The sequence below is a fragment of the Qipengyuania nanhaisediminis genome (genome assembly GCF_900115585.1).
Classification (GTDB): Bacteria; Pseudomonadota; Alphaproteobacteria; order Sphingomonadales; family Sphingomonadaceae; genus Qipengyuania; species Qipengyuania nanhaisediminis.
The window spans coordinates 806,357-828,526 of sequence record NZ_FOWZ01000001.1 but is presented as its reverse complement, the minus strand read 5'-3'; the positions used below and the strand labels follow the sequence as shown (position 1 = coordinate 828,526).

21 protein-coding genes are annotated in these 22,170 nt (G+C 63.5%); 14 read left to right on the top strand and 7 right to left on the bottom strand.

The features are described from left to right. Nucleotides 1-39: 39 nt before the first annotated feature. The 5 genes from ispG to BM173_RS04150 are packed head-to-tail and all read left to right on the top strand — an operon-like array spanning nucleotide 40 to nucleotide 4,769. Nucleotides 40-1,179: a flavodoxin-dependent (E)-4-hydroxy-3-methylbut-2-enyl-diphosphate synthase gene (ispG, locus tag BM173_RS04170; protein WP_090477552.1), complete on the top strand. Its 1,140-nt coding sequence runs from the start codon at nucleotides 40-42 to the stop codon at nucleotides 1,177-1,179. Then, nucleotides 1,176-1,667, top strand: coding sequence for a thioredoxin family protein (locus BM173_RS04165; RefSeq protein WP_245755749.1), 492 nt, complete (start codon nucleotides 1,176-1,178; stop codon nucleotides 1,665-1,667). Before ispG ends, BM173_RS04165 begins: the two co-directional genes overlap by 4 nt. A gap of 22 nt (nucleotides 1,668-1,689) precedes the next feature. Further along, nucleotides 1,690-3,108, top strand: a complete 1,419-nt coding sequence (locus BM173_RS04160; protein WP_177201798.1) for an NAD(P)-binding protein — start codon at nucleotides 1,690-1,692, stop codon at nucleotides 3,106-3,108. Nucleotides 3,109-3,144: 36 nt separating this feature from the next. Further along, a complete protein-coding gene (locus BM173_RS04155; protein ID WP_177201797.1) occupies nucleotides 3,145-4,065 on the top strand; it encodes a histone deacetylase family protein in 921 nt (306 codons plus the stop codon). Beyond that, nucleotides 4,062-4,769, top strand: coding sequence for a murein L,D-transpeptidase catalytic domain-containing protein (locus BM173_RS04150; RefSeq protein WP_090477547.1), 708 nt, complete (start codon nucleotides 4,062-4,064; stop codon nucleotides 4,767-4,769). Before BM173_RS04155 ends, BM173_RS04150 begins: the two co-directional genes overlap by 4 nt. Before the next feature lie 6 nt (nucleotides 4,770-4,775). Here the strand turns inward: BM173_RS04150 and BM173_RS04145 are convergent, their stop codons facing one another. Further along, nucleotides 4,776-6,182: a L,D-transpeptidase family protein gene (locus tag BM173_RS04145; protein ID WP_090477545.1), complete on the bottom strand. Its 1,407-nt coding sequence runs from the start codon at nucleotides 6,180-6,182 to the stop codon at nucleotides 4,776-4,778. Between the two features lie 141 nt (nucleotides 6,183-6,323). On the opposite strand from BM173_RS04145, the gene BM173_RS04140 reads away from it, so the two are divergent. Then, nucleotides 6,324-7,214 (top strand): DMT family transporter, encoded by an 891-nt coding sequence (locus BM173_RS04140; RefSeq protein ID WP_090478497.1) that lies wholly within the window; start codon nucleotides 6,324-6,326, stop codon nucleotides 7,212-7,214. Here the strand turns inward: BM173_RS04140 and BM173_RS14545 are convergent. Next, nucleotides 7,211-7,378, bottom strand: a complete 168-nt coding sequence (locus BM173_RS14545; RefSeq protein ID WP_177201796.1) for a hypothetical protein — start codon at nucleotides 7,376-7,378, stop codon at nucleotides 7,211-7,213. The genes BM173_RS04140 and BM173_RS14545 overlap by 4 nt on opposite strands. 228 nt (nucleotides 7,379-7,606) lie before the next feature. Here BM173_RS14545 and acnA point away from each other — a divergent pair, with 228 nt between their 5' ends. The 3 genes from acnA to BM173_RS14535 all read left to right on the top strand — a co-directional run bounded on the left by acnA (nucleotide 7,607) and on the right by BM173_RS14535 (nucleotide 11,952). Beyond that, a complete protein-coding gene (gene acnA, locus BM173_RS04130; RefSeq protein WP_090477541.1) occupies nucleotides 7,607-10,282 on the top strand; it encodes an aconitate hydratase AcnA in 2,676 nt (891 codons plus the stop codon). Nucleotides 10,283-10,323: 41 nt separating this feature from the next. Beyond that, on the top strand, nucleotides 10,324-11,040 hold the full coding sequence (locus BM173_RS04125; RefSeq protein WP_090477539.1) for a prolyl hydroxylase family protein: 717 nt from the start codon (nucleotides 10,324-10,326) through the stop codon (nucleotides 11,038-11,040). A gap of 87 nt (nucleotides 11,041-11,127) precedes the next feature. Further along, nucleotides 11,128-11,952, top strand: a complete 825-nt coding sequence (locus BM173_RS14535) for a hypothetical protein (RefSeq protein WP_090477537.1) — start codon at nucleotides 11,128-11,130, stop codon at nucleotides 11,950-11,952. A gap of 416 nt (nucleotides 11,953-12,368) precedes the next feature. Here BM173_RS14535 and ruvB read toward each other — a convergent pair whose 3' ends face one another. The 4 genes from ruvB to ruvA are packed head-to-tail and all read right to left on the bottom strand — an operon-like array spanning nucleotide 12,369 to nucleotide 14,910. Beyond that, nucleotides 12,369-13,397, bottom strand: coding sequence for a Holliday junction branch migration DNA helicase RuvB (gene ruvB / locus BM173_RS04115; RefSeq protein WP_090477535.1), 1,029 nt, complete (start codon nucleotides 13,395-13,397; stop codon nucleotides 12,369-12,371). 1 nt (nucleotide 13,398) lies between these two features. After that, entirely contained in the window at nucleotides 13,399-13,923 is a 525-nt protein-coding gene (locus BM173_RS04110; RefSeq protein ID WP_090477533.1) for a DsrE family protein, read from the bottom strand. Continuing rightward, nucleotides 13,913-14,308 carry a hypothetical protein gene (locus BM173_RS04105; protein ID WP_090477531.1) on the bottom strand — a complete coding sequence of 132 codons (396 nt, stop codon included), beginning with the start codon at nucleotides 14,306-14,308 and terminating at the stop codon, nucleotides 13,913-13,915. The genes BM173_RS04110 and BM173_RS04105 overlap by 11 nt, the downstream gene beginning before the upstream one ends. Then, on the bottom strand, nucleotides 14,305-14,910 hold the full coding sequence (ruvA, locus tag BM173_RS04100; RefSeq protein ID WP_090477529.1) for a Holliday junction branch migration protein RuvA: 606 nt from the start codon (nucleotides 14,908-14,910) through the stop codon (nucleotides 14,305-14,307). The genes BM173_RS04105 and ruvA overlap by 4 nt, the downstream gene beginning before the upstream one ends. Nucleotides 14,911-15,008: 98 nt before the next feature. On the opposite strand from ruvA, the gene aroC reads away from it, so the two are divergent. Together aroC and BM173_RS04090 are read left to right on the top strand one after the other, a co-directional pair. Beyond that, nucleotides 15,009-16,076, top strand: a complete 1,068-nt coding sequence (gene aroC / locus BM173_RS04095; RefSeq protein ID WP_090477527.1) for a chorismate synthase — start codon at nucleotides 15,009-15,011, stop codon at nucleotides 16,074-16,076. Nucleotides 16,077-16,185: 109 nt separating this feature from the next. Beyond that, on the top strand, nucleotides 16,186-16,689 hold the full coding sequence (locus BM173_RS04090; RefSeq protein WP_245755748.1) for a protein-methionine-sulfoxide reductase heme-binding subunit MsrQ: 504 nt from the start codon (nucleotides 16,186-16,188) through the stop codon (nucleotides 16,687-16,689). On the opposite strand, the gene BM173_RS04085 is transcribed toward BM173_RS04090, so the two are convergent. Further along, entirely contained in the window at nucleotides 16,674-17,177 is a 504-nt protein-coding gene (locus BM173_RS04085) for a ComEA family DNA-binding protein (protein ID WP_090477525.1), read from the bottom strand. The genes BM173_RS04090 and BM173_RS04085 overlap by 16 nt on opposite strands. Nucleotides 17,178-17,431: 254 nt before the next feature. Here BM173_RS04085 and ahpC point away from each other — a divergent pair, with 254 nt between their 5' ends. From ahpC to katG, 3 genes are all read left to right on the top strand, one after another. Further along, complete coding sequence (gene ahpC / locus BM173_RS04080) at nucleotides 17,432-17,998, top strand: alkyl hydroperoxide reductase subunit C (RefSeq protein WP_090477523.1); 567 nt, start codon at nucleotides 17,432-17,434, stop codon at nucleotides 17,996-17,998. Nucleotides 17,999-18,142: 144 nt separating this feature from the next. Beyond that, nucleotides 18,143-19,732, top strand: a complete 1,590-nt coding sequence (ahpF, locus tag BM173_RS04075; protein WP_090477521.1) for an alkyl hydroperoxide reductase subunit F — start codon at nucleotides 18,143-18,145, stop codon at nucleotides 19,730-19,732. A 203-nt stretch (nucleotides 19,733-19,935) separates the two neighbouring features. Beyond that, nucleotides 19,936-22,152: a catalase/peroxidase HPI gene (gene katG / locus BM173_RS04070; RefSeq protein ID WP_090477519.1), complete on the top strand. Its 2,217-nt coding sequence runs from the start codon at nucleotides 19,936-19,938 to the stop codon at nucleotides 22,150-22,152. The last annotated feature ends 18 nt before the right edge of the window (nucleotides 22,153-22,170 follow it).

Here is a 22,170-nt window from a genome sequence, read left to right as displayed (position 1 = left end):
TCATTGCCCCTTCATCGAAGCGTCTCTATATCGCCCTCCATGTCTTCCGTACGCCCCTGGCGCGATATCGAGCGCCGCAAGTCCCGCCAGATCATGGTCGGTAACGTCGCCGTCGGCGGCGATGCCCCGATTACGGTCCAGACCATGACCAACACCCCGACAGAGGATGTGGCCGCGACGATCGACCAGATCCGCCGCTGCGAGGACGTGGGCGCGGACATCATCCGCGTGTCCTGCCCGACCGAGGAATCGACCGCGAATTTCGACAAGATCACGCGCGCGGCAAACGTGCCGATCGTCGCGGACATCCACTTCCACTACAAGCGTGCACTCGAAGCTGCCGACAAGGGCGCGGCCTGCCTGCGCATCAATCCGGGCAATATCGGCTCTTCCGAGCGCGTCGCCGAAGTCGTGCGTGCGGCAAAGGCCAATGGCTGCGCCATCCGCATTGGCGTGAACGCAGGGTCGCTCGAAAAGGACCTGCTGGAGAAATACGGCGAGCCTTGCCCCGAAGCGCTGATCGAAAGCGCGCTCGATCATATCAAGCTGCTGCAGGACCACGATTTCCACGAATACAAGGTCGCGGTGAAGGCCAGCGACGTGTTCCTTGCGGTCGCAGCCTATCATGGACTGGCAGAGGCCGTGGATTGCCCGCTCCACCTCGGCATTACCGAGGCAGGCGGGCTGATCGGCGGTACGGTCAAGAGCTCCATCGGTATCGGCAGTCTGCTGTGGGCCGGCATCGGCGACACCATCCGCGTGTCCCTGTCCGCAGAGCCGGAGCAGGAAGTGAAAGTCGGCTTCGAAATGCTCAAGGCATTGGGCCTGCGCACTCGCGGCGTCCGCGTGGTCTCCTGCCCCAGCTGTTCGCGCCAGGGCTTCGATGTAATCCGCACCGTCGAAACGCTCGAGAAGCGTCTCGAACACATCAAGACGCCGATGAGCCTTTCGGTCCTCGGCTGCGTGGTCAACGGCCCCGGCGAAGCACGCGAAACCGACATCGGCCTGACGGGCGGCGGTTCGAGCAAGCATATGGTCTACCTCTCGGGCGTGAAGGACCACCATATCGAGAGCGAAGACATGCTCGACCACATCGTCCGCCTCGTCGAGGAGAAGGCCGCGAAGATTGAGGCCGGCGAAGCCGAAGCCTTCGACCCGCACAAGGTCGCTGCCGAGTGATCCGCACCGGCCTTGCCGTCATGGCGCTGCTTGCCCTGTCGGCTTGCGCGACCGCTTCGGCTGAAACGACACTGGATCATCCCGAAGCGCGGTCCTTCGCTGTAACGCTGGACCCTTCGGCACAAGTCGATGCGGCGCTTGCCAGCGCTGCGGCAAACGACACACACGTCCTCCTGGTGATGGGCGCGAACTGGTGCCACGACAGCCGCGCCCTGGCCGGATGGCTGGAGAAGCCGCGCTTCCAGGACCTGATCGCGAAGGAATACGAACTCGTTTTCGTCAACGTCGGGATGCCGCAGACGGGCGATGGCCACAATCTCGATATCGCGCAGCGCTTCGGTCTTGATGAATTGCCCGGCACGCCCAATTTGCTGGTGATCGACGGGTCTGGCGCCCTCGTAAATGCCGAGACGGCGACGGGCTGGCGCAATGCCGCCAGCCGGAGCGAAGACGGAATCTACGACGAGCTCGCCCGCCTCGCCCGCTGACGAATTGCAAAGGAATACGCCGATGACCCTTGAAACCGACTATCTGGTCATTGGCGCGGGTGCGACCGCACTGTCCTTCGCCGACACGCTGCTGGCGCAGGACCCCGATTGCGATGTCGTCATGGTCGACAAGCATTCATCGCCCGGCGGTCACTGGAACGACGCCTATTCCTTCGTCGCCCTGCACCAGCCGAGTGCGCTCTACGGGGTCGAAGGGGTGCCGCTGGGCACTGACCGGATCGACGAAAGCGGGCCCAACAAGGGCTTTTTCGAACAGGCGAGCGGTCCGGAAGTCGTAGCTTATTTCCAGTCGGTCATGCGCGATCACCTGCTACCGACCGGGCGCGTGCGCTATTATCCTAATTGCGAATACATTGGCGATCATCGCTTCCGGAATGTGCTTTCGGGGGAAGAGAGCGGCGTGACGGTCAAGCGCAAGCTGGTCGACACCACCTATTTCGCCACCTCGGTGCCCACCACGCACAAACGCAAGTTCGAGGTGAGCGATGGCGTGCGGGTCGAAGTGCCCGGCAAACTGCCCGACCTATGGCGCGACCCTGAAAGCATCCCTGAGCATTTCGTCATCCTGGGTGCGGGAAAAACCGCGATGGATGCCGGCGTCTGGCTCCTCGAAGCGGGCATCGCACCAGATCGTATCACCTGGGTGAAACCACGCGAAAGCTGGCTGATCAACCGGACTATCACGCAGCCCGGCGAACAGTTCTTCGAAAGCACGGTGGGCGGCCAGATCAAGCTGATGAAAGCGGCTGCGACAGCGGAGGATGTGCCCGCGCTCTTCCACCAGCTGGAACGGGACGGGGCCATGCTGCGCATCGATACCGATGTCGAGCCGGAAATGTTCCATTACGCCACGATCTCCGAAGGCGAGGTCGAGCGGCTGCGCAAGATCGGGAACGTGGTGCGCAAGGGCCGGGTCCAGCAGATCGAACCCGGCAAGATGGTCCTCGCCGGGGGCGAGGAGCAGGTTCCGGAAAATACGCTCTTCATCGACTGCACGGCATCTGCCGTCAGCCCCAAGCCGGTCCACCCGCAATGGGAGGAAGGCAAGATCACGCTCCAGCTGCTCCATGTCCCGCTGGTGACGCTCAATGCCGCGGTTTCGGCTTTCATCGAGGCCAACTTCGAAACCGACGAGGAGAAGAACGCGCTCTGCAAGCCGGTCAGCTTCGTCGACGATATCGACGGCTATGCCGGAACCCTGCTCGGCACGGGCATGAATCGCTTCCTCTGGGCGAGCAACCCGAAGGTCTCCGCCTTCCTGTCGCAATCGCGGCTCGATCCTGGCGCGCCGACCGTGCGCTGGCTGAAGGAAAATGCGCCTCACCGCCTCGCAGTCGCCGCCGAAATGCCTGCCGCGACAATGGCCGCCGTCCCCAATCTGCAAAAGCTCGTGGCGCAGGCCGAGGCGAAGCGCGGGTAGATCGCCATTCTCCACGTCGTTCACCACGTAGACTACATGGCCCCCGCGCCCACGCGCGGGACCTTCCGCTTCGACAAGTACATGGCGGTGATGGAGGCGCTGCGCCAAAGCGGCTATCCGCTGGTCGAACACGCGCCGCCGCCCATGCCGCGCCGCTGGCTGGAGGCGATCCACTGTCCCGATTACGTCGAGGAAGTCTTCACCGCCAGCGTGCCGCAGGTGAAGGAACGCCGCATCGGCTTTCCCGTCACGCCGCATATTTCCCAGCGCGTGCAGCACACTAATGGCGGCACATGGCTCGCCGCCCAACTGGCGAAAAAGCACGGATATGCGGCCAATTCCGCTGCCGGGAGTCATCACGCGCTCTACGAGACCGGGGCGGGCTATTGCGTGTTCAACGACCTTGCCGTGGCCGCGAACCGGTTGATCGCGGAAGGCGATGCTCAGCGGGTGCTGGTCATCGACCTCGACGTCCACCAGGGTGACGGGACCGCCAGCCTCACCGCCCTGCGCGACGACGTCTTCACCCTCTCGGTCCATGCGGAAAAGAATTTCCCGGTGCGCAAGGCCCGCTCAAGCCTCGACGTGCCACTGGCCGACGGGATCGACGACGACGGCTTCCTCGAAGCGCTCGACAGGCATTTGCCGCGCGTCTTCGAGAGCTTCGCTCCCGACATGGTGCTCTACCAGGCTGGGGTGGACGTGCATGACGACGACCGGCTCGGTCGGCTGGCGCTTACCGACACAGGTATCGAAAGGCGCGACCGCTTCGTGGTCGAGCAGGCACGGCGGCGCGGTCTGCCGGTCGCCAGCGCGCTGGGCGGCGGATATGGCAAGGATCCGCGCGAGGTGGGGCAGCGCCACGCCCGCTCGATGATCACCTGCGCCGACACCAATGCACGCTTCGAACGTTCATTTCCCGTAAGCCTCGGCTGTGATATGGATGGAGCAGGATGAAACGTCGCGATCTTCTCAAGGGCACTCTTGCCGCAGGCGCCGCAGCGGCGCTGCCGGCACGCGTGTTTGCCCAGGTCAATCCGACCGCCTCGCGCGACCGCCAGCTTATCGCCATCGCGCGCGACCAGCTCGACCGTGTCGGCGCAGGCATCTGGAAGAAGGACATCGTCGGCATTGCCGATTTCGGTCTCCATTCCGCCAACCAGCGCTTCCATTTCGTCGATCTCGAAAACGAACGCGTCGAAAGCTTTTTCGTGACGCACGGCACCGGGTCCGACAGCGAGCACGACGGCTGGCTCAAGCGGTATTCGAATATCGAGGGAAGCGAGGCGACCAGTCGCGGCGCCTACATGACGCGCAGCTGGTATCGCGGGCGCTACGGCACCTCGATCAGGCTCGACGGCCTCGACCCGACCAACTCCAACGCCCTGCCGCGTGCCATCGTCATGCATCCGGCCGAATATGCGCGCCCGGAACACATCGCCCGGTGGGGCAGGCTCGGCCGCTCCAACGGCTGCTTCGCCCTTGGGCCCGACCAGTTTGCCAAAGTCCTGCTGAGCCTGAGCGGCGGGCGCCTGCTCTACGCCGAAAGTCTCGGCATCCAGGCCGACGGCAGCCGCCGCACTCCGCCGATTGCGCAGACCGACCTGATCCGCAGGCCGGGCGGCGGCACTTTCGAACGCGCCAACCCCGGCCTGTTCTGATCCGGTTTAGCTGATCTGCATGTCGTCGATGATCTCGACGGCTTCTTCGCTCGTCTCGCGCGCACGATCCGACTGGCGCGGCGCGTCAAGCGCGGCCAGAACGGGGGCGTCACGGTCGTAGAGGTCCTTGAAGGTCTTCAGGTTGCCGTCGACGTCCGTCGCCATCGTGAAATAGGTGATGTAGACCGGCCACTGCTTCTTCATGGCGTAGCGCGTGTATTCCCCGCTGCCGGTGATTTGAGACACTTCCTCGATGATCGCGGGAAATTCGTCCTTCGAACTCGCATTGCCCAGCAGCGACATGGTCATGGCCAGCTCGCGCGCGCCCTGCACGCGGATGCAGCCGTGGCTGAGCGCGCGGTTCTCGTTCGCGAAGAGGTGTCGGCTCGGCGTGTCATGGAGGAAGATCGCATGCTCGTTCGGCATGTCGAGCTTCATCAGGCCGAGCGCGTTCTGCGGCCCCGGCTGCTGCACCACGGTCACCCAGCCGTTCGCGCCCTTGGTTGCCTTGTAGCCTGCGCTGCGGGCCCAGCGGGGATTGTTCAGAACCTTCGCGCCAAGGCCTTCGCCCTTCACGATCGACTGCGGCACGGTCCAGGTCGGGTTGTAGATCACCGCCTCGACCATTTCAGCCAGCTGCGGCGTCGCCGTGCGGCCGGGCTTGCCGACCACGGTGCGATAGCTCTTGATGATGCGTCCATTGACCGTCAGGCGGAGCATGAACTCGGGCACGTTGGTGACGAGATACTGCTTGCCGAGGTCCTGCGGCAGCCAGCGCCAGCGATCCATGTTCGCCCGGATCAGTTTGATGCGCGCGGCATCGGTTTCCGAGGCCAGTTCTTCGCGCAGGCGTGCGTAGTCGGGATGCACGGGGTTGAGGCCGTCGAGAGTGCCGGCGATGTCGCCGCTCGCAAGCGCGTCTTCCAAGAGCTTCCACGTCGGCATGCGGTCGGCGTCGGGATCGACGACGAACCACTGGCGGCGCGATTCCATCGGCGTGCGGCCGTCCCGCAGGTCTTCGACCAGCCAGACGAAGATTTCGCTGGCCAGCGCATTCACTTCGGCACCGGGACCGTTCGCCGTGAGCAGCGCGCTCAGTTCACCGGCGCGATAATCGGCAGGATTGAGGCCTTCGGCCGCGACATTGGGAATATAGGCGAGCAGGGTTTCGACCTGTTCCAGCGTCCATTCGCCTTCGAGCGAGGGCACTTCCTGCACGACTTCACCGCTCTGCATGCGGATGTCGCCGAATGCTTCCTCGACGCTTTGCGCATTAGCGGGCGCGTCCTGCGGGGCCGGTTGCGCGCGTTCGGCAGGCAGCAGGCTTTCCGGAGCACTGTTCTGCGCCTGTGCAGTGCCGGCAAGAAGAAGCGCACTACTCGCGCCAGTCAGAAGAAGATTACGAAGTGTCATTCAGCCCACCATTTGGCGATTGCAGTCACGCGCTGCATCCGCCGTGTTTCTAGCAAATGTTTGCATCCTTATCCACGCCATCTGCTTGCCTTATGCTGAACCATGATGACGTGCAGGCCGCGGACGCATATGCGTGGCGCGATGACCCGCCACCATGCCTTCCTGCCCATCCTTGCGGCCATGCTTGCCGTGGCCAGCCTGTCCCTGATGGATGCCTTCATGAAGAGCGCGGCACTGGCACTGGGCGCGCTTACGGCGGCATGGCTGCGCTCGACCCTCGCCACCGCCATTGCGTTGCCGCTGTGGCTCGGCCGGGGCGGAAAGCGGCCACGGCCGGAGGTCATGCGCCTGCATATCCGCCGCGGCGTCATCTCGACCTTCATGGCGCTGACGTTCTTTTATTCGCTGACCAAGCTGCCGATTGCAGAGGCCATTGCCATCAGCTTCATCGCGCCCCTCATCGCGCTTTATCTTGCCCGCCTTCTCCTCGGCGAGGTGATCCGCAAGTCGGCCATCGTTGCCTCGATCGTTGGGTTTGCAGGTACGCTGGTGATCGTCGGAGGCAAGGTGGGCCGCAACGATTTCGATAGCGATGCGGCGCTGGGGCTTGCGGCAATCCTCGTGTCCGCGCTGCTCTATGCCTACAATTTCATCCTGATCCGGCGGCAATCGCAAATGGCCGGCCCCGCCGAAATAGCGGTTTTCCACTCGGGAGTGTCGGTCGTCCTGTTGGGACTGGCAATGCCCTTCGCCTTCAATCTGCCCGCTGCAGACATATGGTTCGACCTGGCGATGGCCGCGCTCCTGACGGTGGCGGGGGCGATGGGCATCGCATGGGCCTATGCCCGCGAAGAGGCGCAGACGCTCGTACCGCTGGAATATTCGGGCTTCCTGTGGGCCTCGCTCTTCGGCTGGCTCTTTTTTCAGGAGGAAGTTACTGCGACGACCCTGTTGGGCACGGCCATTATTGTGGGGGCCTGCCTGATCGCTGCGCGGCGCAAGCCCAAGCAGCCCACGCAGGCAGCGCTTTAGCGGGTAGCGACGATCGGGGCGTCGGCCTGTTCGCCAGCCTGGGCTTCGGTGCCTGCGAAAGTGAAAGCGGCAGTGAAACAGCCGGCGACGCCAAGAGCTGCGGCCATGACGGCCAGCTTGACTGTGCGGCGGGAAGCGCTCGGCGCCTGATCGAGGGTTTTCATTTCAAACTCCATATCGGGCTGCGCGCTCCTGCCTTGCTGCCGAGCAGCGACTTTGCCCTAATTTTGCCTTAATAAGCCCTGAAGCGCCGTTTTTGTTCCCGATCAGAAGTTTTGACGAGGCTCTGGGCCTTGATTTTTTGCGGTGTTCGGCGCAGGTGCGCGGCACATTGTGCCCGTCCGTCCATTGGTCGGGAAAGGCCCATTTCTAACACAAGGAAGAATGCCCGCATGACCCAGGTCGGCAAGGACACGCTCGGAACCCGCTCCACCCTCACCGTCGATGGCAAGGATTACGCCTATTACTCCTTCGAGAAGGCGGCAGAGAAAATCGGCGACGTGTCGAAACTGCCGTTCAGCCTGAAGGTCCTGCTCGAAAACATGCTGCGTTTCGAAGACGGCGGCTTCACCGTGTCGACCGACGATGCGCAGGCGATTGCCGACTGGCAGAAGGATCCCAAGACCGGCAAGGAAATCCAGTATCGCCCGGCCCGCGTCCTGCTGCAGGACTTCACCGGCGTTCCCTGTGTGGTCGACCTTGCAGCCATGCGCGATGCGATCAGCAAGCTTGGCGGCGACACTGCGAAGATCAATCCGCAGGTTCCCGTGAACCTCGTGATCGACCACTCGGTCATGGTCGACGAATTCGGTCACCCCAAGGCATTCGAGAAGAACGTCGAACTCGAATACGCCCGCAATGCGGAGCGTTACGACTTCCTCAAGTGGGGCTCGAAGAGCTTCGAGAACTTCTCTGCAGTGCCTCCGGGCACCGGCATCTGCCACCAGGTGAACCTCGAATACATCGGCAAGGGCGTGTGGAATTCGGAAGGTCCTGACGGCGTTACCGTCGCCTATCCCGACACCTGCGTCGGCACCGACAGCCACACCACCATGATCAACGGCCTCGGCGTCCTTGGCTGGGGCGTCGGCGGGATCGAAGCCGAAGCCGCCATGCTCGGCCAGCCGATCTCGATGCTGATCCCCGAAGTCGTCGGCTTCAAGCTGACCGGCGCGATGGCCGAAGGCGTGACCGCCACCGACCTCGTGCTGACCTGCGTGCAGATGCTGCGCGAAGTCGGCGTGGTGGGTCGCTTCGTCGAATTCTACGGCGAAGGCGTTGCCAACCTTACGCTCGCCGACCGCGCGACGATCGCCAACATGGCGCCCGAATACGGCGCGACTTGCGGCTTCTTCGGCATCGACGACAAGACGCTGGAATATATGCGCCTTACCGGCCGTGACGAAGAAACCATCGCGCTCGTCGAAGCCTATTCGAAAGCGCAGGGCATGTGGTTCACGCCGGAAAACGAGCCGGTTTTCACCAAGACGCTCGACCTCGACCTGTCCAAGGTCGTGCCCAGCCTCGCAGGCCCCAAGCGCCCGCAGGACCGCGTTGCGCTGCCGGAAGTCGACGAGCTGTTCAACACCGACCTCAAGTCGATCTACTCCAAGGACGCACCGCTGCGCGTGGACGTGCAAGGCAAGGACCATGACGTCGGCGACGGCGACGTCGTGATCGCGGCCATCACCAGCTGCACCAACACCTCCAACCCCGACGTGCTGATCGCTGCCGGTCTCGTGGCCAAGAAGGCGCGCGAGAAGGGCCTCGCGCCCAAGCCGTGGGTGAAGACTTCGCTGGCACCGGGATCACAGGTCGTAACCGACTACCTCGTGAAGTCGGGCCTGCAGGACGATCTCGACGCCATGGGCTTTGACCTTGTCGGCTACGGCTGCACCACCTGCATCGGCAACTCGGGCCCGCTCGCACCGCCGATCAGCAAGGCCATCAACGGCAACGACATCGTCGCCGCATCAGTCCTGTCGGGTAACCGCAATTTCGAAGGCCGCGTGTCGCCCGACGTGCGCGCCAACTTCCTTGCATCGCCCCCGCTGGTGGTCGCTTATTCGATCCTCGGCACGGTCACGAAGGACATCACCGAAACGCCGCTGGGCCAGGACCAGGACGGCAATGACGTGATGCTGGCCGACGTGTGGCCGACGAATGAGGAAATCGCCCAGCACCGCGCAGCGAATATCGACCGCCAGATGTTCGAGAGCCGCTATGCCGACGTCTACAAGGGCGACGAGCATTGGCAGGCGATCAAGGTCGAAGCGTCGGACACCTACCGCTGGAACCCGACCAGCACCTACGTGGCGAGCCCGCCCTTCTTCGAAGACATGGAGATGGAACCGGCACCGGTCACCGACATCACCGATGCGAAGCCGCTGGCGATCCTCGGCGATTCGACCACGACCGACCACATCTCGCCCGCAGGCTCGATCAAGGAAGACAGCCCCGCAGGCGAATATCTGAAGAGCCACCAGGTCTCGAAGTCGGACTTCAACTCCTACGGTTCGCGCCGCGGCAACCACGAAGTCATGATGCGCGGCACTTTCGCCAACATCCGCATCAAGAACGAAATGGTCCCCGGCACCGAAGGCGGCATCACCACCTACAAGGGTGAGCAGATGCCGATCTACGACGCTGCCATGAAGCACAAGGCCGACGGTACGCCGCTGGTCGTCGTGGCCGGCAAGGAATACGGCACGGGTTCGAGCCGTGACTGGGCCGCCAAGGGCACCATCCTGCTGGGCGTGCGCGCCGTAATCGTTGAAAGCTTCGAGCGTATCCACCGCTCGAACCTGATCGGCATGGGCGTGCTCCCGCTGCAGTTCAAGGACGGCGACACGCGCCAGAGCCTCGGTCTCGGCGCGGACGATACCTTCACGATCAAGGGCCTTGCCGACCTTACCCCGGGCCAGGACGTGGAAGTCGAAGTGACGCATGAAGACGGCTCGAAGGCGACCTTCACCGCGCTCTGCCGCATCGATACGGCCAACGAAATGGAGTACTACCGCAACGGCGGCATCCTCCACTACGTGCTGCGCAAGCTCGCCGCATCGTAAGCCGGTTTACGCAGGGGCACGGATAGGAGATTGCTCGCTCCGTGCCCCTGCTGACCCGCCTCGCCCGGCTCTTCCGGACCAAGCAACCGGACCCCAAGGCCGATCCAGCGACCCTTGCAGCGATCGGCGACCATGTCCGCGCGCGCCTTTCGCAAGATCCGCGGGCGGTCGCGAAAGGCGGCGACAAGGCGGATCTCTACCTGATCCCGGACTTCCTGACGGCGCAGGAATGTGCGCAGCTGATCGCGACGATCGAAAGCCGCATCCAGCCATCGAAACTCTTTTCCGATCGCAAGACCATGGGCGCGCGCACGAGCTCGACCCATTTCTTTTCCAATGAAGCGCCGGAGACCATCACGCTCGGACGCAAGATCGACGAGGCGCTCGGCATAGATCGCGCCCATGCGGAGACTATCCAGGGCCAGCGCTATCACGTGGGCGAGCAATATTTGCATCACCGCGACTATTTCCGCGAAGAACGTCCGCACTGGCAGAACGAACGGCGCCGCGGCGGGCAGCGCAGCTGGACCGCGATGGTCTATCTCAACAGCGTCGAAACGGGCGGGGAGACGGAATTTCCCGAACTGGACCTATTGGTGACGCCGGAACCGGGCCTGCTGATCGCCTGGGACAACATGACCCGCAAGGGCCGCCCAAATCGCAATACACGGCATGCCGCCCTGCCGGTCGAGGCCGGCGAGAAATACGTGATTACCCAGTGGTACCGGCAGGAAGAGTGGAGCCGCAATTACCGCTGAAGGCAGTGCCGCTCCAGCTTACGCAACTCGCGCTAGACCTTGGCGCCCTTCGCGCCTTTCCGCTCTCGTAATCGCCGACGGCCGAAAATGGCTGCAGCCCCCAGACCGAACAACGCCATCATCGGCGGCGCCGGAACCTCGGTACCGCTGCTCGTGCTCGACGGCGGCGGAGGTGGCGGAGGCGGAGGCGGTGGCGGCGGCGGCGGAGGAGGAGGAGGCGGCGGTGGCGGCGGAGGCGGCGGTCCACCGGTCGTCGTACCGCCGCTGGTCGTACCGCCGCTGGTCGTACCGCCGCTGGTCGTGCCTCCCGAAGTCGATGTGCTCGAGCTCGAGGACGAGCTCGTGCTCGAACTCAGATCGCCGCTCGTCGAGCTGGATGAGGAACTCGACACATCGCCAGAACTCGAGCTGGACGTGGACGTCGAGCTCGAAACGTCGCCCGAGGTCGAACTGGAGGTCGAGGTCGAACTGGAAACATCGCCCGAGGTCGAGCTGGAACTGGACGTCGAGGTCGAACTGGTGACATCGCCCGAGGTCGAGCTCGATGTCGAGACATCGCCGGTCGAAGTTACCGAGCCCGTCGAAGTGCTGGTCGAACTTCCGCCGGTGCTGGTGCTGGACGTCGTCGTGATATTGATGGGCGGCACGTCGCCGCCATTCGTCGTGGTGGAGTTGACGACAACACTGCCGCCGCTGGACCCGCCACCGAAGAAACCGCCGAAGAAGCCGCCGCCGAAGCCGCCGCCATATCCACCGCCGTATCCGCCGCTCGGGATCGAGCGCGATCCGCCACCGCCCGCGACTGGCGCGGCTTGCGGAAGAGGCGGCACGGGAACGGGTGCCATGACGACACGCCTGATCGGCGGGCAAACGTTTTCGGGATCGGCAACCGCCGCTTCCGGCGAATCATAAGGCACGCATTCGATCACCCGCTTGGGAATGACGCGAGCCGCCCTTACCGGCGGTTTCGGTGTCGCACGCTTGATCGGGCGAGCCTTGATCTGCTTGACCGACTTGCTCTTGTAGCTCGGCGAATCGGTTACTGGCCGCTCGGCAACATGCACTGCGCCACCAGCAACGAGCGCGCCGCCCGCAGCCGTGGCCGACAATTTTGCAAGCGCTGCTTTAACCGACATATCTTGCACTTCCTGTTGTGCGGGTTGGCCCCGCATCGACCGGACACACGCAAATGGCGAATCCCCCGGTCAGCGAATTTACACTTCCTGTTACCCTTACAAAACTAAATTTTCCGCAATCTTGCGAGGGTTGCGAGCGCCATGTCCCGCTTTGGGACCGCGGATCCGGCCACCCTTACTCGGGGATTCAGTCTATTTGTCGAACATATCCGACTGGCCGGCAGGTCCGGGCGGGCTCATTCCGAGGTGCGCCCATCCGCCATCGTTGAGCATCCGGCCCCGCGCCGTGCGGGCAATGAGGCCGAGCTGGATGAGATAGGGTTCGATCACCTCTTCCACCGTATCGCGCGGTTCGCTGAGGCCTGCGGCAAGCGTTTCGACCCCCACGGGGCCGCCCTTGTAGGTGGTCGCGATCATGGTGAGGTAGCGGCGATCCATCGCATCGAGGCCGAGACTGTCCACCTCCAGCCGCGTCAGCGCTTCGTCGGCCACCCTGGTGGTGACAACGGCCTCGCCCAGAACGCTGGCGAAGTCGCGCACGCGGCGCATCAACCGGCCTGCGACACGCGGCGTGCCGCGCGAACGACGGGCGATTTCGCGTGCACCGCCTTCGTTGATGCCCATGTCCAGCAAGCCTGCCCCGCGGGTGACAACCTGGAGCAGTTCGTCCTCGGTATAGAAATTGAGGCGCACGGGAATGCCGAAGCGGTCGCGCAAGGGCGTGGTCAGCAGCCCCTGTCGCGTGGTCGCGCCGACGAGCGTGAAGGGGGGCAAATCGATCCGCACGCTGCGCGCCGAGGGCCCCTCGCCGATGATGATGTCGAGCGCTCGGTCCTCCATCGCGGGATAGAGCACTTCCTCGACCACCGGATTGAGCCGGTGGATCTCGTCGATGAAGAGGACGTCGTTGGGTTCAAGGTTGGTGAGCAGCGCGGCAAGGTCGCCCGCCTTGGCGATTACCGGGCCGGAAGTGGCACGAAAACCGACGCCCAGTTCCTTTGACACGATCTGCGCCAGCGTGGTCTTGCCGAGCCCCGGAGGCCCGAAGAACAATACATGGTCCATCGCCTCGCCGCGGTTCTTGGCCGCCTCGATAAACACGCGCAAATTCTCGCGCGCCGCCTTCTGCCCTACGAATTCGGCAAGCGATTTCGGCCGCAGCGCTGCATCCAGGTCTTCCGGCTGCCGATCAGGAGAATGGAGGGGGACGGGTTCGGTCATATCAAAACGGGTTCACCGTGTAGCCGCGCTGTTGCAGCAGGGCGTGGGCGGTCATGGCGGAGAGCGCCATTTCGACGCCCGGCAGCAGGTCATCCTGCGTCACCCCATAGGCCGCCGCGCTCTGGCCGCAGACGATGAAGCGCACGCCCTCTCCAAGCATCACTTGGACCATGTCGGCAGAGGTGTTGTCGGGCTTTGCCAGCAGATCGTTCACCGCCTTGCCATGGACGACCACGGCGATGCGGATGTTCTCTTCAGGCACCCCGTGCGCGACATGCATATTGATGAAGCGCGCGGCGCCTTCGAAACCACGATTGCGGGCGCCCTCGTCCGCCGGCTTGGCGACATCGAAGGCAATCGAGAATTCGGTATCGCCGGGGACTTCGCCGATCCCCTCGACCGGCGCGTGCGGTCCGAATTGCGCGAACACCGGCCCGGTTTTGAACGCGCTCATGTCCTGCGCCGAAGCGGGCGCGGCGCATACCAGCGCTGCCATTGAAGCCGCGCGAAACAGCCTAGTTCCCATTATCCGTTCCTTCCCAATCCCTGCGATAATACTGACGGGCCACCAGCGTGGTGGGCGAATATTCCCTTGGCACTCCGACGACCAGCGCGCCCTCTTCCGGCAGGTGGACCCGCGAGCAGCTGGTGAAGAGGCCGTAGTCGATCCACGCCGTGTCACGCGGCCAATCGCCCTGCACGACTTCGGCCACGGCAACCCGTATCCCGTTGTTCGATGCGGTGATCGACGGCTGCGGCTTCACCCTGAGCACTATGGCATCGGGCGCGATGTCGCCCGGAAGCTGGGGCAGGAACACATAGGTTTCCGAAAAGACCCCGCGACAAGCCGCAGCCGGAGAGGCCGCGGCGAAGGAGGCCGCAATGCCGAGGCAAAGCCATGCCGCTTTCACGAGGCCGCCCTTTTCAAGGCGACGCGGATGAGGTCGCCCTCGCTCGCGCCTTCGCCCAGCTCGCCTTGCGCCGCAGCCACGGCGCGTGCCGCGATCGCCGGTTTGAAGCCTAGGTTCTCCAAAGCGCTCACCGCATCGGCGCTCGCCCCGCCAACCGGGGCTGCCGGAGCCGCTCCGCCAGCCATGCCGCCGCCCGGAAGCGCGCCCGCCTTGTCCTTCAATTCGTTGACGATGCGCCCCGCCAGTTTCGGCCCCACGCCCTGAGCGCGGGCGATCGTGGCGGCATCGCCGCTGGAGCACGCCTGTTGTACCTCTCCCGTCGACAAGGCCGACAGGATCGCGAGGCCGACCTTGCTGCCCACGCCCTGCACCTGCGTGAGCAGGCGGAACCAGTCACGCTCGGCAGCCTCTGCAAAGCCGAGCAGGCGCATGTCGTTTTCCGACACCTGGAGATCGGTGTAGACCGTGCAGGCCTCGCCCTTCTCGCCGAGCTGGCTCAATGTGCGTGCCGAGCAGTGGACGAGGTATCCGACGCCCGAAACATCGATGACCGCCCAGTCGGTGCCGGTATCGTCGAGCAGGCCCTTCAGCTTCGCGATCATGATATACGCCCTACAATCATGGTTTGTTCTTGCCCCTCAAGAAGGAATTGGTCCAGCGCCAATAGACACGCGCCCACAGTTGCGACAGGAAGGCGGGCATGAGCTGGAACACTTTCGGACGCGTGCTGCGCTTCACCACCTGGGGTGAAAGCCATGGGCCTGCCATCGGCGCAGTGGTCGACGGGTGCCCGCCGGGGCTCGAGCTGAGCGAGAGCGATATCCAGCCGTTCCTCGATGCCCGCAAGCCGGGCCAGAACAAGTTCACTACCCAGCGCAAGGAACCGGACGAGGTCCGCATCCTGTCGGGCGTGTTCGAGGGAAAGACCACGGGCACCTCGCTCTCGTTGCTGATCGAGAACAAGGACCAGCGGTCGAAAGACTATTCGGAAATCGCCAGCACCTATCGCCCCGGCCATGCCGATTATGCCTATGACGCGAAATACGGATTTCGCGACTATCGCGGCGGCGGGCGCAGCTCTGCTCGCGAGACGGCCATGCGCGTGGCTGCAGGCGCAGTGGCGAGGAAGGCCATCCCCGAGGTCGCAATACTGGCCTATGTCGCGGAGATCGGCGGCGACCGGATCGACCCCGCCAATTTCGACCGCGAGGAAATCGCCCGCAACCCCTTCTGGTGCCCCGACGCAGAGGCCGCCAAGCGTTGGGAAGCGCTGGTCGACGAAGCGCGCAAGGCAGGCTCCTCGCTCGGCGCGGTGGTGGAATGCGTGGCGACCGGCGTACCCGCAGGATGGGGCGCGCCGGTCTATGCCAAGCTCGACAGCGACCTGGCTGCAGGGATGATGAGCATCAATGCGGTCAAGGGCGTGGAGATCGGCGACGGCTTCGATGCCGCGCGCCTCACCGGCGAACAGAACGCCGATGCCATGTCTCCCGGCGAAAACGGGCCGGAGTTCGCAGCCAACCATGCAGGCGGGATCGCGGGCGGGATTTCGACCGGCCAGCCGGTGGTCTGCCGCGTGGCGTTCAAGCCGACCAGTTCGATCCTCACTCCCGTTGCCAGCATCGACCGTCAGGGCGAGGCGACCGAGGTGCGCACCAAGGGTCGGCACGATCCCTGTGTCGGCATTCGCGGCACGCCGGTTGTCGAGGCGATGATGGCGCTGGTGCTGGCCGATCACAAACTGCTTCACCGCGCGCAATGCGGCTGAGCCGCGCGGCGGAACTTCCCGAACCATCATGAGAGCAATCGCCAATTCACGCCCCTTGTTGTGGCTTATCCTCGCCTTGCCGGGTCTCTGGATGGTGGGGCGATGGGTTTTGACACCCAACAGCTATGGCTATGGCCATGCGATCGGCGATAGCGGTGACTGGGCGGCCTGGCTGTTGCTGGTGACTTTGGCGGTGACGCCGATCCGGCTCGCCTTTCGCAAGCGGAATTGGGCGGTCTGGCTGATGCGCAGGCGTCGCGACCTAGGTGTCGCAAGCTTCGCCTATGCCGCGTTCCACACGGGCATTTACCTCGGCAAGAAGGTCGATCCGGCCATCATCCTGTCGGAGGCGGGCGAACCCTACATGTTGGCCGGATGGGCGGCGCTGGCCCTGTACGTACCGCTCGCCGCGACATCGAACGATATCGCGACGAGGGCACTCAAGCGGTCATGGAAGACCTTGCATCGCCTGGTCTATCCGGCGGCAATCCTGGTCTTCGTGCACTGGGTCCTGTCCGCCTTCGATGCGACCACCGCGTGGATCCACGTCGGTATTCTGGTCGCGATCGAAGGGATCAGGATCGTGCTGCAAATGCGTCAAAGAGTGACGTAATTACGGAAACGGGCGACCTCCGCCTCGTCGACATACTTGCCGATTTCGCGGTTGAATTCGCCCATGTCCTCGTAGGGACGGTATTCTTCGAATTCGTGGACCATCTTGTCGGTCATGCCGGGGATGAGGCGGATCTGCTCTTCGGTGGCTTCGTTGAGGTTGACCGGGACGAACACGGTTTCGAGTACAGCGGCGGCTTCTTCGGCCGACATCGTTTCAAGCAGCTTCGCGTTGAACGCCGTCACGTCGGCATAGGGCTGGCCTGCGACGATGGCGGCGGCCAGTTCGTCGGACACGCCGTCGATTCCGGCAAGCTGCTCGGCAGTCGCGGTGCTGGCGTCGAGGACGCTTGCGGTTTCGGCTTCCGCTTCGACGGTGTCGGTGGCTGCAGTTTCGTCGGCAGCAGGTGCGCTTTCTTCGGCGCCCGAGCAGGCGGCAAGAGCAAGGGTGCTGGCGGTGAAGACAGCGGCGATAGCAAACTTACGCATTTCGAATCCTCTTATTGCGAAGAATTCTCATTATCATAAAAGCGCAGCCAGCGAAGCGATTTCTCAAATTTTTCTGAGCGCAACGGCCTCTGTTGCAAAAAACGCATGATAATTGCGTTTATGTTGCGCTTTAAGAAAGTTCCATCGAGTTGATCGATTATTCCGATGCTCGCAATCGCAACATATCGCTTTTGTGCATCGCAGCACCCCCTATCTGAAGTCCACGAGATTCAACCCGAATAACGGAGAAAACCATGGGTATCATCGGAAGCGAAATCAAACCGTTCAACGCCACCGCCTTCCAGGCCGGCAAGGACTTTTTCGAAGTCACCGACGAAGACGTGAAGGGCAAGTGGTCCGTCTTCTTCTTCTATCCGGCCGACTTCACCTTCGTCTGCCCGACCGAACTGGAAGACCTCGGCGAGCAGTACGCCATGCTCCAGAAGATGGACGTCGAAGTCTATGCCGTGTCGACCGACACGCACTTCAGCCACAAGGCATGGCACGACACTTCCGACAAGATCGGCAAGCTGCAGTTCCCGTTCCTGGGCGACCAGAACCACGTCCTCGCACGCAACTTCGACGTGCTGCGTGAAGGCGTCGGCCTCGCCGATCGTGCGACCTTCGTGGTCGATCCCGACGGCGTGATCCAGATCATGGAACAGACCTGCGAAGGCGTCGGCCGCAATGCCAACGAACTGGCCCGCAAGATCAAGGCTGCCCAGTACGTTCGTGCGAACCCCGGCCAGGTCTGCCCGGCCGCGTGGGAAGAAGGCAGCGAAACGCTGGCTCCCTCGCTCGACCTCGTCGGCAAGATCTAAGTCAACACTTCAGGCGGCGCACCTTTCCCCGGCGCGCCGCCCAAGAGCCCGAGCGAGCCTCGGGTCGCTGGAAGGTCCGGGGCATTTGCCTCCCCCCCCCGCCCCGGACCTTTTCCATCCCCCCTATCCATCCGGAGACCTTGCATGCTCGACACCGCAATGAAGCAACAGCTTTCGACCTATCTCGCCAATTTGCGCGAGCCGATCGAACTCGTCGCCTCGCTGGCTGACGACGCCAAGAGCACGCAGACCCGTGAACTGCTGGAAGAGATTGCCGCGCTGCACGATCTGGTCACCGCCAGCTTCGACGGCACCGACGATCGCAAGCCCAGCTTCATCATCCGCCGCGCCAGCGATGCAGAAAAGTGGGTGCGTTTCGCAGGCCTTCCGATGGGGCACGAATTCACCTCGCTCGTCCTCGCCCTGCTGTGGGCCGGCGGACACCCGCCCAAGGTCGATGCCGACCTTATCGAACAGGTTCGCGGCATCGAGGGCGATTTCAATTTCGAGATGTATTTCTCGCTGAGCTGCCACAACTGCCCCGACGTGGTGCAGGCGCTGACGCTCATGGCGCTCGAGAACCCGCGCATCACCGCGACGCTGATCGAGGGCGGAACCTACCAGGATGAAGTCGATGCACGCGACATCATGGCCGTGCCCGCGACCTTCCTGAATGGCGAGCCCTTCTACAACGGCAAGATGGAACTGGCCGAGATCCTCGCCAGGATCGACACCGGCGCCGATGCCAAGGCTGCCGAGAAGCTCGATGCGAAGGACCCGTTCGAAGTCCTCGTGATCGGCGGCGGTCCGGCTGGCGCAGCAACGGCCATCTACACCGCGCGCAAGGGTTTCCGCACCGGCATCGCTGCGGAACGCTTCGGCGGACAGCTGCACGATACGCTGGGTATCGAGAACCTGCCGGGCACGGCCTATACCGAAGGCCCGAAGCTTGCCGGCGAGCTCGAACGTCATGTCGGCGAATACGACATCGACCTGATGAACCTCGCCAAGGCGGTGAAGCTTGTACCTGCCAAGCAGGAAGGTGGCCTCCACACGGTGGAACTCGGCAATGGCGCGTCTCTTAAGGCCCGCAGCCTGATCCTTGCAACGGGCGCACGGTGGCGGAACCTCGGCGTTCCGGGCGAGGCCGAATATCGCAACAAGGGCGTAGCCTATTGCCCGCACTGCGACGGTCCGCTGTTCAAGGGCAAGCGCATTGCTGTCATCGGCGGCGGCAATTCCGGCGTCGAGGCGGCAATCGACCTCGCCAAGATCGTCGGCCATGTCACGCTGATCGAATATGACGAGAAACTGCGCGCCGACGAAGTGCTGCAGGCCAAGCTTCGCAGCATGGACAATGTCGAGATCGTCACCAGCGGCCAGACGACCGAGATTACCGGCAAGGACGGCAAGGTTGACGGCCTGGTACTCAAGGACCGCAAGAGCGGTGACGAGCGCCGCATCGATTTGGAAGGCGTGTTCGTCCAGATCGGCCTCGTACCGAATACCGAATGGCTCAAGGACAGCGGCCTTGCGCTGACCAGGTTCGGCGAGATCGAAACCGACGAGGAAGGCCGCACCAACCTGCCCGGCATCTTCGGCGCGGGCGACGTGACCGACGTACCCTACAAGCAGATCGTGGTCGCGATGGGCGAAGGCTCGAAGGCAGGCCTTTCGGCTTTCGATTACCTCATCCGGACCGAGGCAGTGGACGAGATCGCGCAAGCCGCCTGATTTTTGCTCTCGATCAAAACGACAAAGCGCCGCCATTCCAACCGGATGGCGGCGTTTTTCGTATGCACGCCACGTTTCGCCGCTCAATCGCTTGCGGCAATCAATTTGAACCGTTTAATCGATTGGACGAATAACCGGACGAGGTTCATCGTCACCCGGTTCTCGGACGGGAGACCGAGTCTTTTTTACAGGAGAGAGTATTCATGGACGCCAAAACCGGAGATATCAGCGGTTGTCCCTTCCACGGCGATGCCGGAACCAGGGATTTGTTCGGCCGCCGCAACCGTGACTGGTGGCCCGATCAGCTCGATCTGGAAATCCTTACCGAAGGCGGCCGTGCGGCCGATCCGATGGGTGATGACTTCGATTATTGCGAAGCCTTCAACGCGCTGGACTACAAGGCGCTGAAGCAGGACCTCACCGACCTGATGACCGACAGCCAGGACTGGTGGCCGGCGGACTATGGCCATTACGGCCCCTTCTTCATCCGCATGGCATGGCACGCAGCCGGCACCTATCGCACGGGCGATGGTCGCGGCGGCGGCGGCAGCGGCCAGCAGCGCTTCGCTCCGCTCAACAGCTGGCCCGATAACGGCAACCTCGACAAGGCGCGCCGCCTGCTGTGGCCGATCAAGCAGAAATACGGCAAGCACATCAGCTGGGCCGACCTCTTCATCCTCACCGGTAACGTCGCCATCGAAAGCATGGGCGGTCCCGTGTTCGGCTTCGGCGGCGGCCGCAAGGACGTCTTCGATCCCGAAACCGTCTACTGGGGCACGGAAGAAAAGTGGGTCGATACCGGCGCCGAAACGCGCATCCAGCCGGATGAAGGGTTGGCGCTCGAAAACCCGCTCGCCGCGATCCAGATGGGCCTCATCTACGTCAATCCCGAAGGTCCGGGCGGCAATCCGCACGATGCCGAGGGCATGGCCCGCGACATGCGCGAAACCTTCGCCCGTATGGCCATGAACGACGAGGAAACCGTCGCCCTTACCGCGGGCGGTCACGCCTTCGGCAAGGCCCACGGCGCGAAGCCTGCCGACACCTTCGGCAGCGCTCCGGAAGGCGAAACCCTGCACCGCATGGGCTTCGGCTGGCTGACCGACCCCGATGAAATCGGCAAGGGCCACATCACGACTTCGGGCATCGAAGGCGCGTGGACCCCGAACCCGACGCAGTGGGGCGGCGACTATTTCCGCCTGCTGTTCAAATACGACTACGAGCTCGTCCAGAGCCCGGCAGGCGCAAACCAGTGGCAGCCGATCAATCCCGATCCGGAAGACATGGCACCCGATGCCAGGGACCCGAACAAGAAGGTCCCGACCATGATGACCACCGCCGACATGGCGCTGAAGCGCGACCCAGAATATCGCAAGATTTCCGAACGCTTCCGCGACGACCAGGCGGCATTGGACGATGCCTTCGCCCGCGCATGGTTCAAGCTGTGCCACCGCGACATGGGACCCAAGGTCCGCTACCTCGGCCCCGAAGTGCCGAGCGAAGACCTGATCTGGCAGGACCCCGTCCCCGCCGGAACGCAGGTATCCGACAACGACCTGTCGTCCTTCAAATCGAAGGTGCTCGACAGCGGCCTGTCCGTCTCGGAACTGGTGAAGGCGGCCTGGGCCTCGGCCTCGACCTACCGCAACTCCGACCATCGCGGCGGCGCCAACGGTGCGCACATCCGCTTCGATGAAATCAAGAACTGGGCGGTCAACGATCCCGAAGAACTGGGCAAGGTCCTTGCCAAGCTCGACGAGATCCGCGGCTCGATCTCGATGGCCGACGCCATCGTCATCGCCGGTTCGGCTGCGGTCGAAAAGGCTGCGAAGGATGCGGGCTTCGATATCTCCGTTCCGGTCACCACCGGTCGCGGCGATGCGAAGCGCGAAGACTTCGACGCCGAAAGCTGGGAGCCGCTGGAGCCGTTCGCCGACGGTTTCCGCAACTACCTCAAGACCAAGGCTTCGGTGAAGACTGAGGACATGCTGGTCGATCGTGCTCACTTGCTCGGCCTTTCGATCCCCGAAATGACCGCGCTGGTCGGCGGGCTGCGCGCAATGGGCGCTGTCAGCAAGCACGCCAAGCACGGGAACAGCATCGGCGTCCTTACCGAAACTCCCGGCAAGCTCGACAACAGCTGGTTCGTGAACCTGCTGGGCATGGGCGTGATCTGGGAAGAGGTCGACGACAGCGGCGACGAGGAGTTCGTCGGCACCTGCCGCAAGACCGGCAAGGAACTGTGGCGCGCAACGCGTACCGACCTTGTCTTCGGCTCCAACTCGCGCCTGCGCGCGGTGGCGGAAGTCTATGCCGAAAACGGCAATGAGGAGAAGTTCGTCAACGACTTCGTCAAGGCCTGGACCAAGGTCATGGACGCGGACCGTTTCGACCTCAGCTACGCAAAGTACCACGGGTAAGGAAAACAGAACTGAGCC

Bases quoted from the DNA above. Each gene is read 5' to 3' on its own strand.
- ahpC (WP_090477523.1), top strand. From the start codon at position 17,432: ATGGGTATCATCGGAAGCGAAATCAAACCGTTCAACGCCACCGCCTTC.
- BM173_RS04150 (WP_090477547.1), top strand. From the start codon at position 4,062: ATGAAACGTCGCGATCTTCTCAAGGGCACTCTTGCCGCAGGCGCCGCA.
- katG (WP_090477519.1), top strand. From the start codon at position 19,936: ATGGACGCCAAAACCGGAGATATCAGCGGTTGTCCCTTCCACGGCGAT.
- aroC (WP_090477527.1), top strand. From the start codon at position 15,009: ATGAGCTGGAACACTTTCGGACGCGTGCTGCGCTTCACCACCTGGGGT.
- BM173_RS04155 (WP_177201797.1), top strand. From the start codon at position 3,145: ATGGCCCCCGCGCCCACGCGCGGGACCTTCCGCTTCGACAAGTACATG.
- BM173_RS04160 (WP_177201798.1), top strand. From the start codon at position 1,690: ATGACCCTTGAAACCGACTATCTGGTCATTGGCGCGGGTGCGACCGCA.
- BM173_RS14545 (WP_177201796.1), bottom strand. From the start codon at position 7,378: ATGAAAACCCTCGATCAGGCGCCGAGCGCTTCCCGCCGCACAGTCAAG.
- BM173_RS04085 (WP_090477525.1), bottom strand. From the start codon at position 17,177: ATGCGTAAGTTTGCTATCGCCGCTGTCTTCACCGCCAGCACCCTTGCT.
- BM173_RS04110 (WP_090477533.1), bottom strand. From the start codon at position 13,923: ATGGGAACTAGGCTGTTTCGCGCGGCTTCAATGGCAGCGCTGGTATGC.
- BM173_RS04140 (WP_090478497.1), top strand. From the start codon at position 6,324: ATGACCCGCCACCATGCCTTCCTGCCCATCCTTGCGGCCATGCTTGCC.
- acnA (WP_090477541.1), top strand. From the start codon at position 7,607: ATGACCCAGGTCGGCAAGGACACGCTCGGAACCCGCTCCACCCTCACC.
- ispG (WP_090477552.1), top strand. From the start codon at position 40: ATGTCTTCCGTACGCCCCTGGCGCGATATCGAGCGCCGCAAGTCCCGC.
- BM173_RS04145 (WP_090477545.1), bottom strand. From the start codon at position 6,182: ATGACACTTCGTAATCTTCTTCTGACTGGCGCGAGTAGTGCGCTTCTT.
- ahpF (WP_090477521.1), top strand. From the start codon at position 18,143: ATGCTCGACACCGCAATGAAGCAACAGCTTTCGACCTATCTCGCCAAT.
- ruvA (WP_090477529.1), bottom strand. From the start codon at position 14,910: ATGATCGCGAAGCTGAAGGGCCTGCTCGACGATACCGGCACCGACTGG.
- ruvB (WP_090477535.1), bottom strand. From the start codon at position 13,397: ATGACCGAACCCGTCCCCCTCCATTCTCCTGATCGGCAGCCGGAAGAC.
- BM173_RS14535 (WP_090477537.1), top strand. From the start codon at position 11,128: ATGGCTGCAGCCCCCAGACCGAACAACGCCATCATCGGCGGCGCCGGA.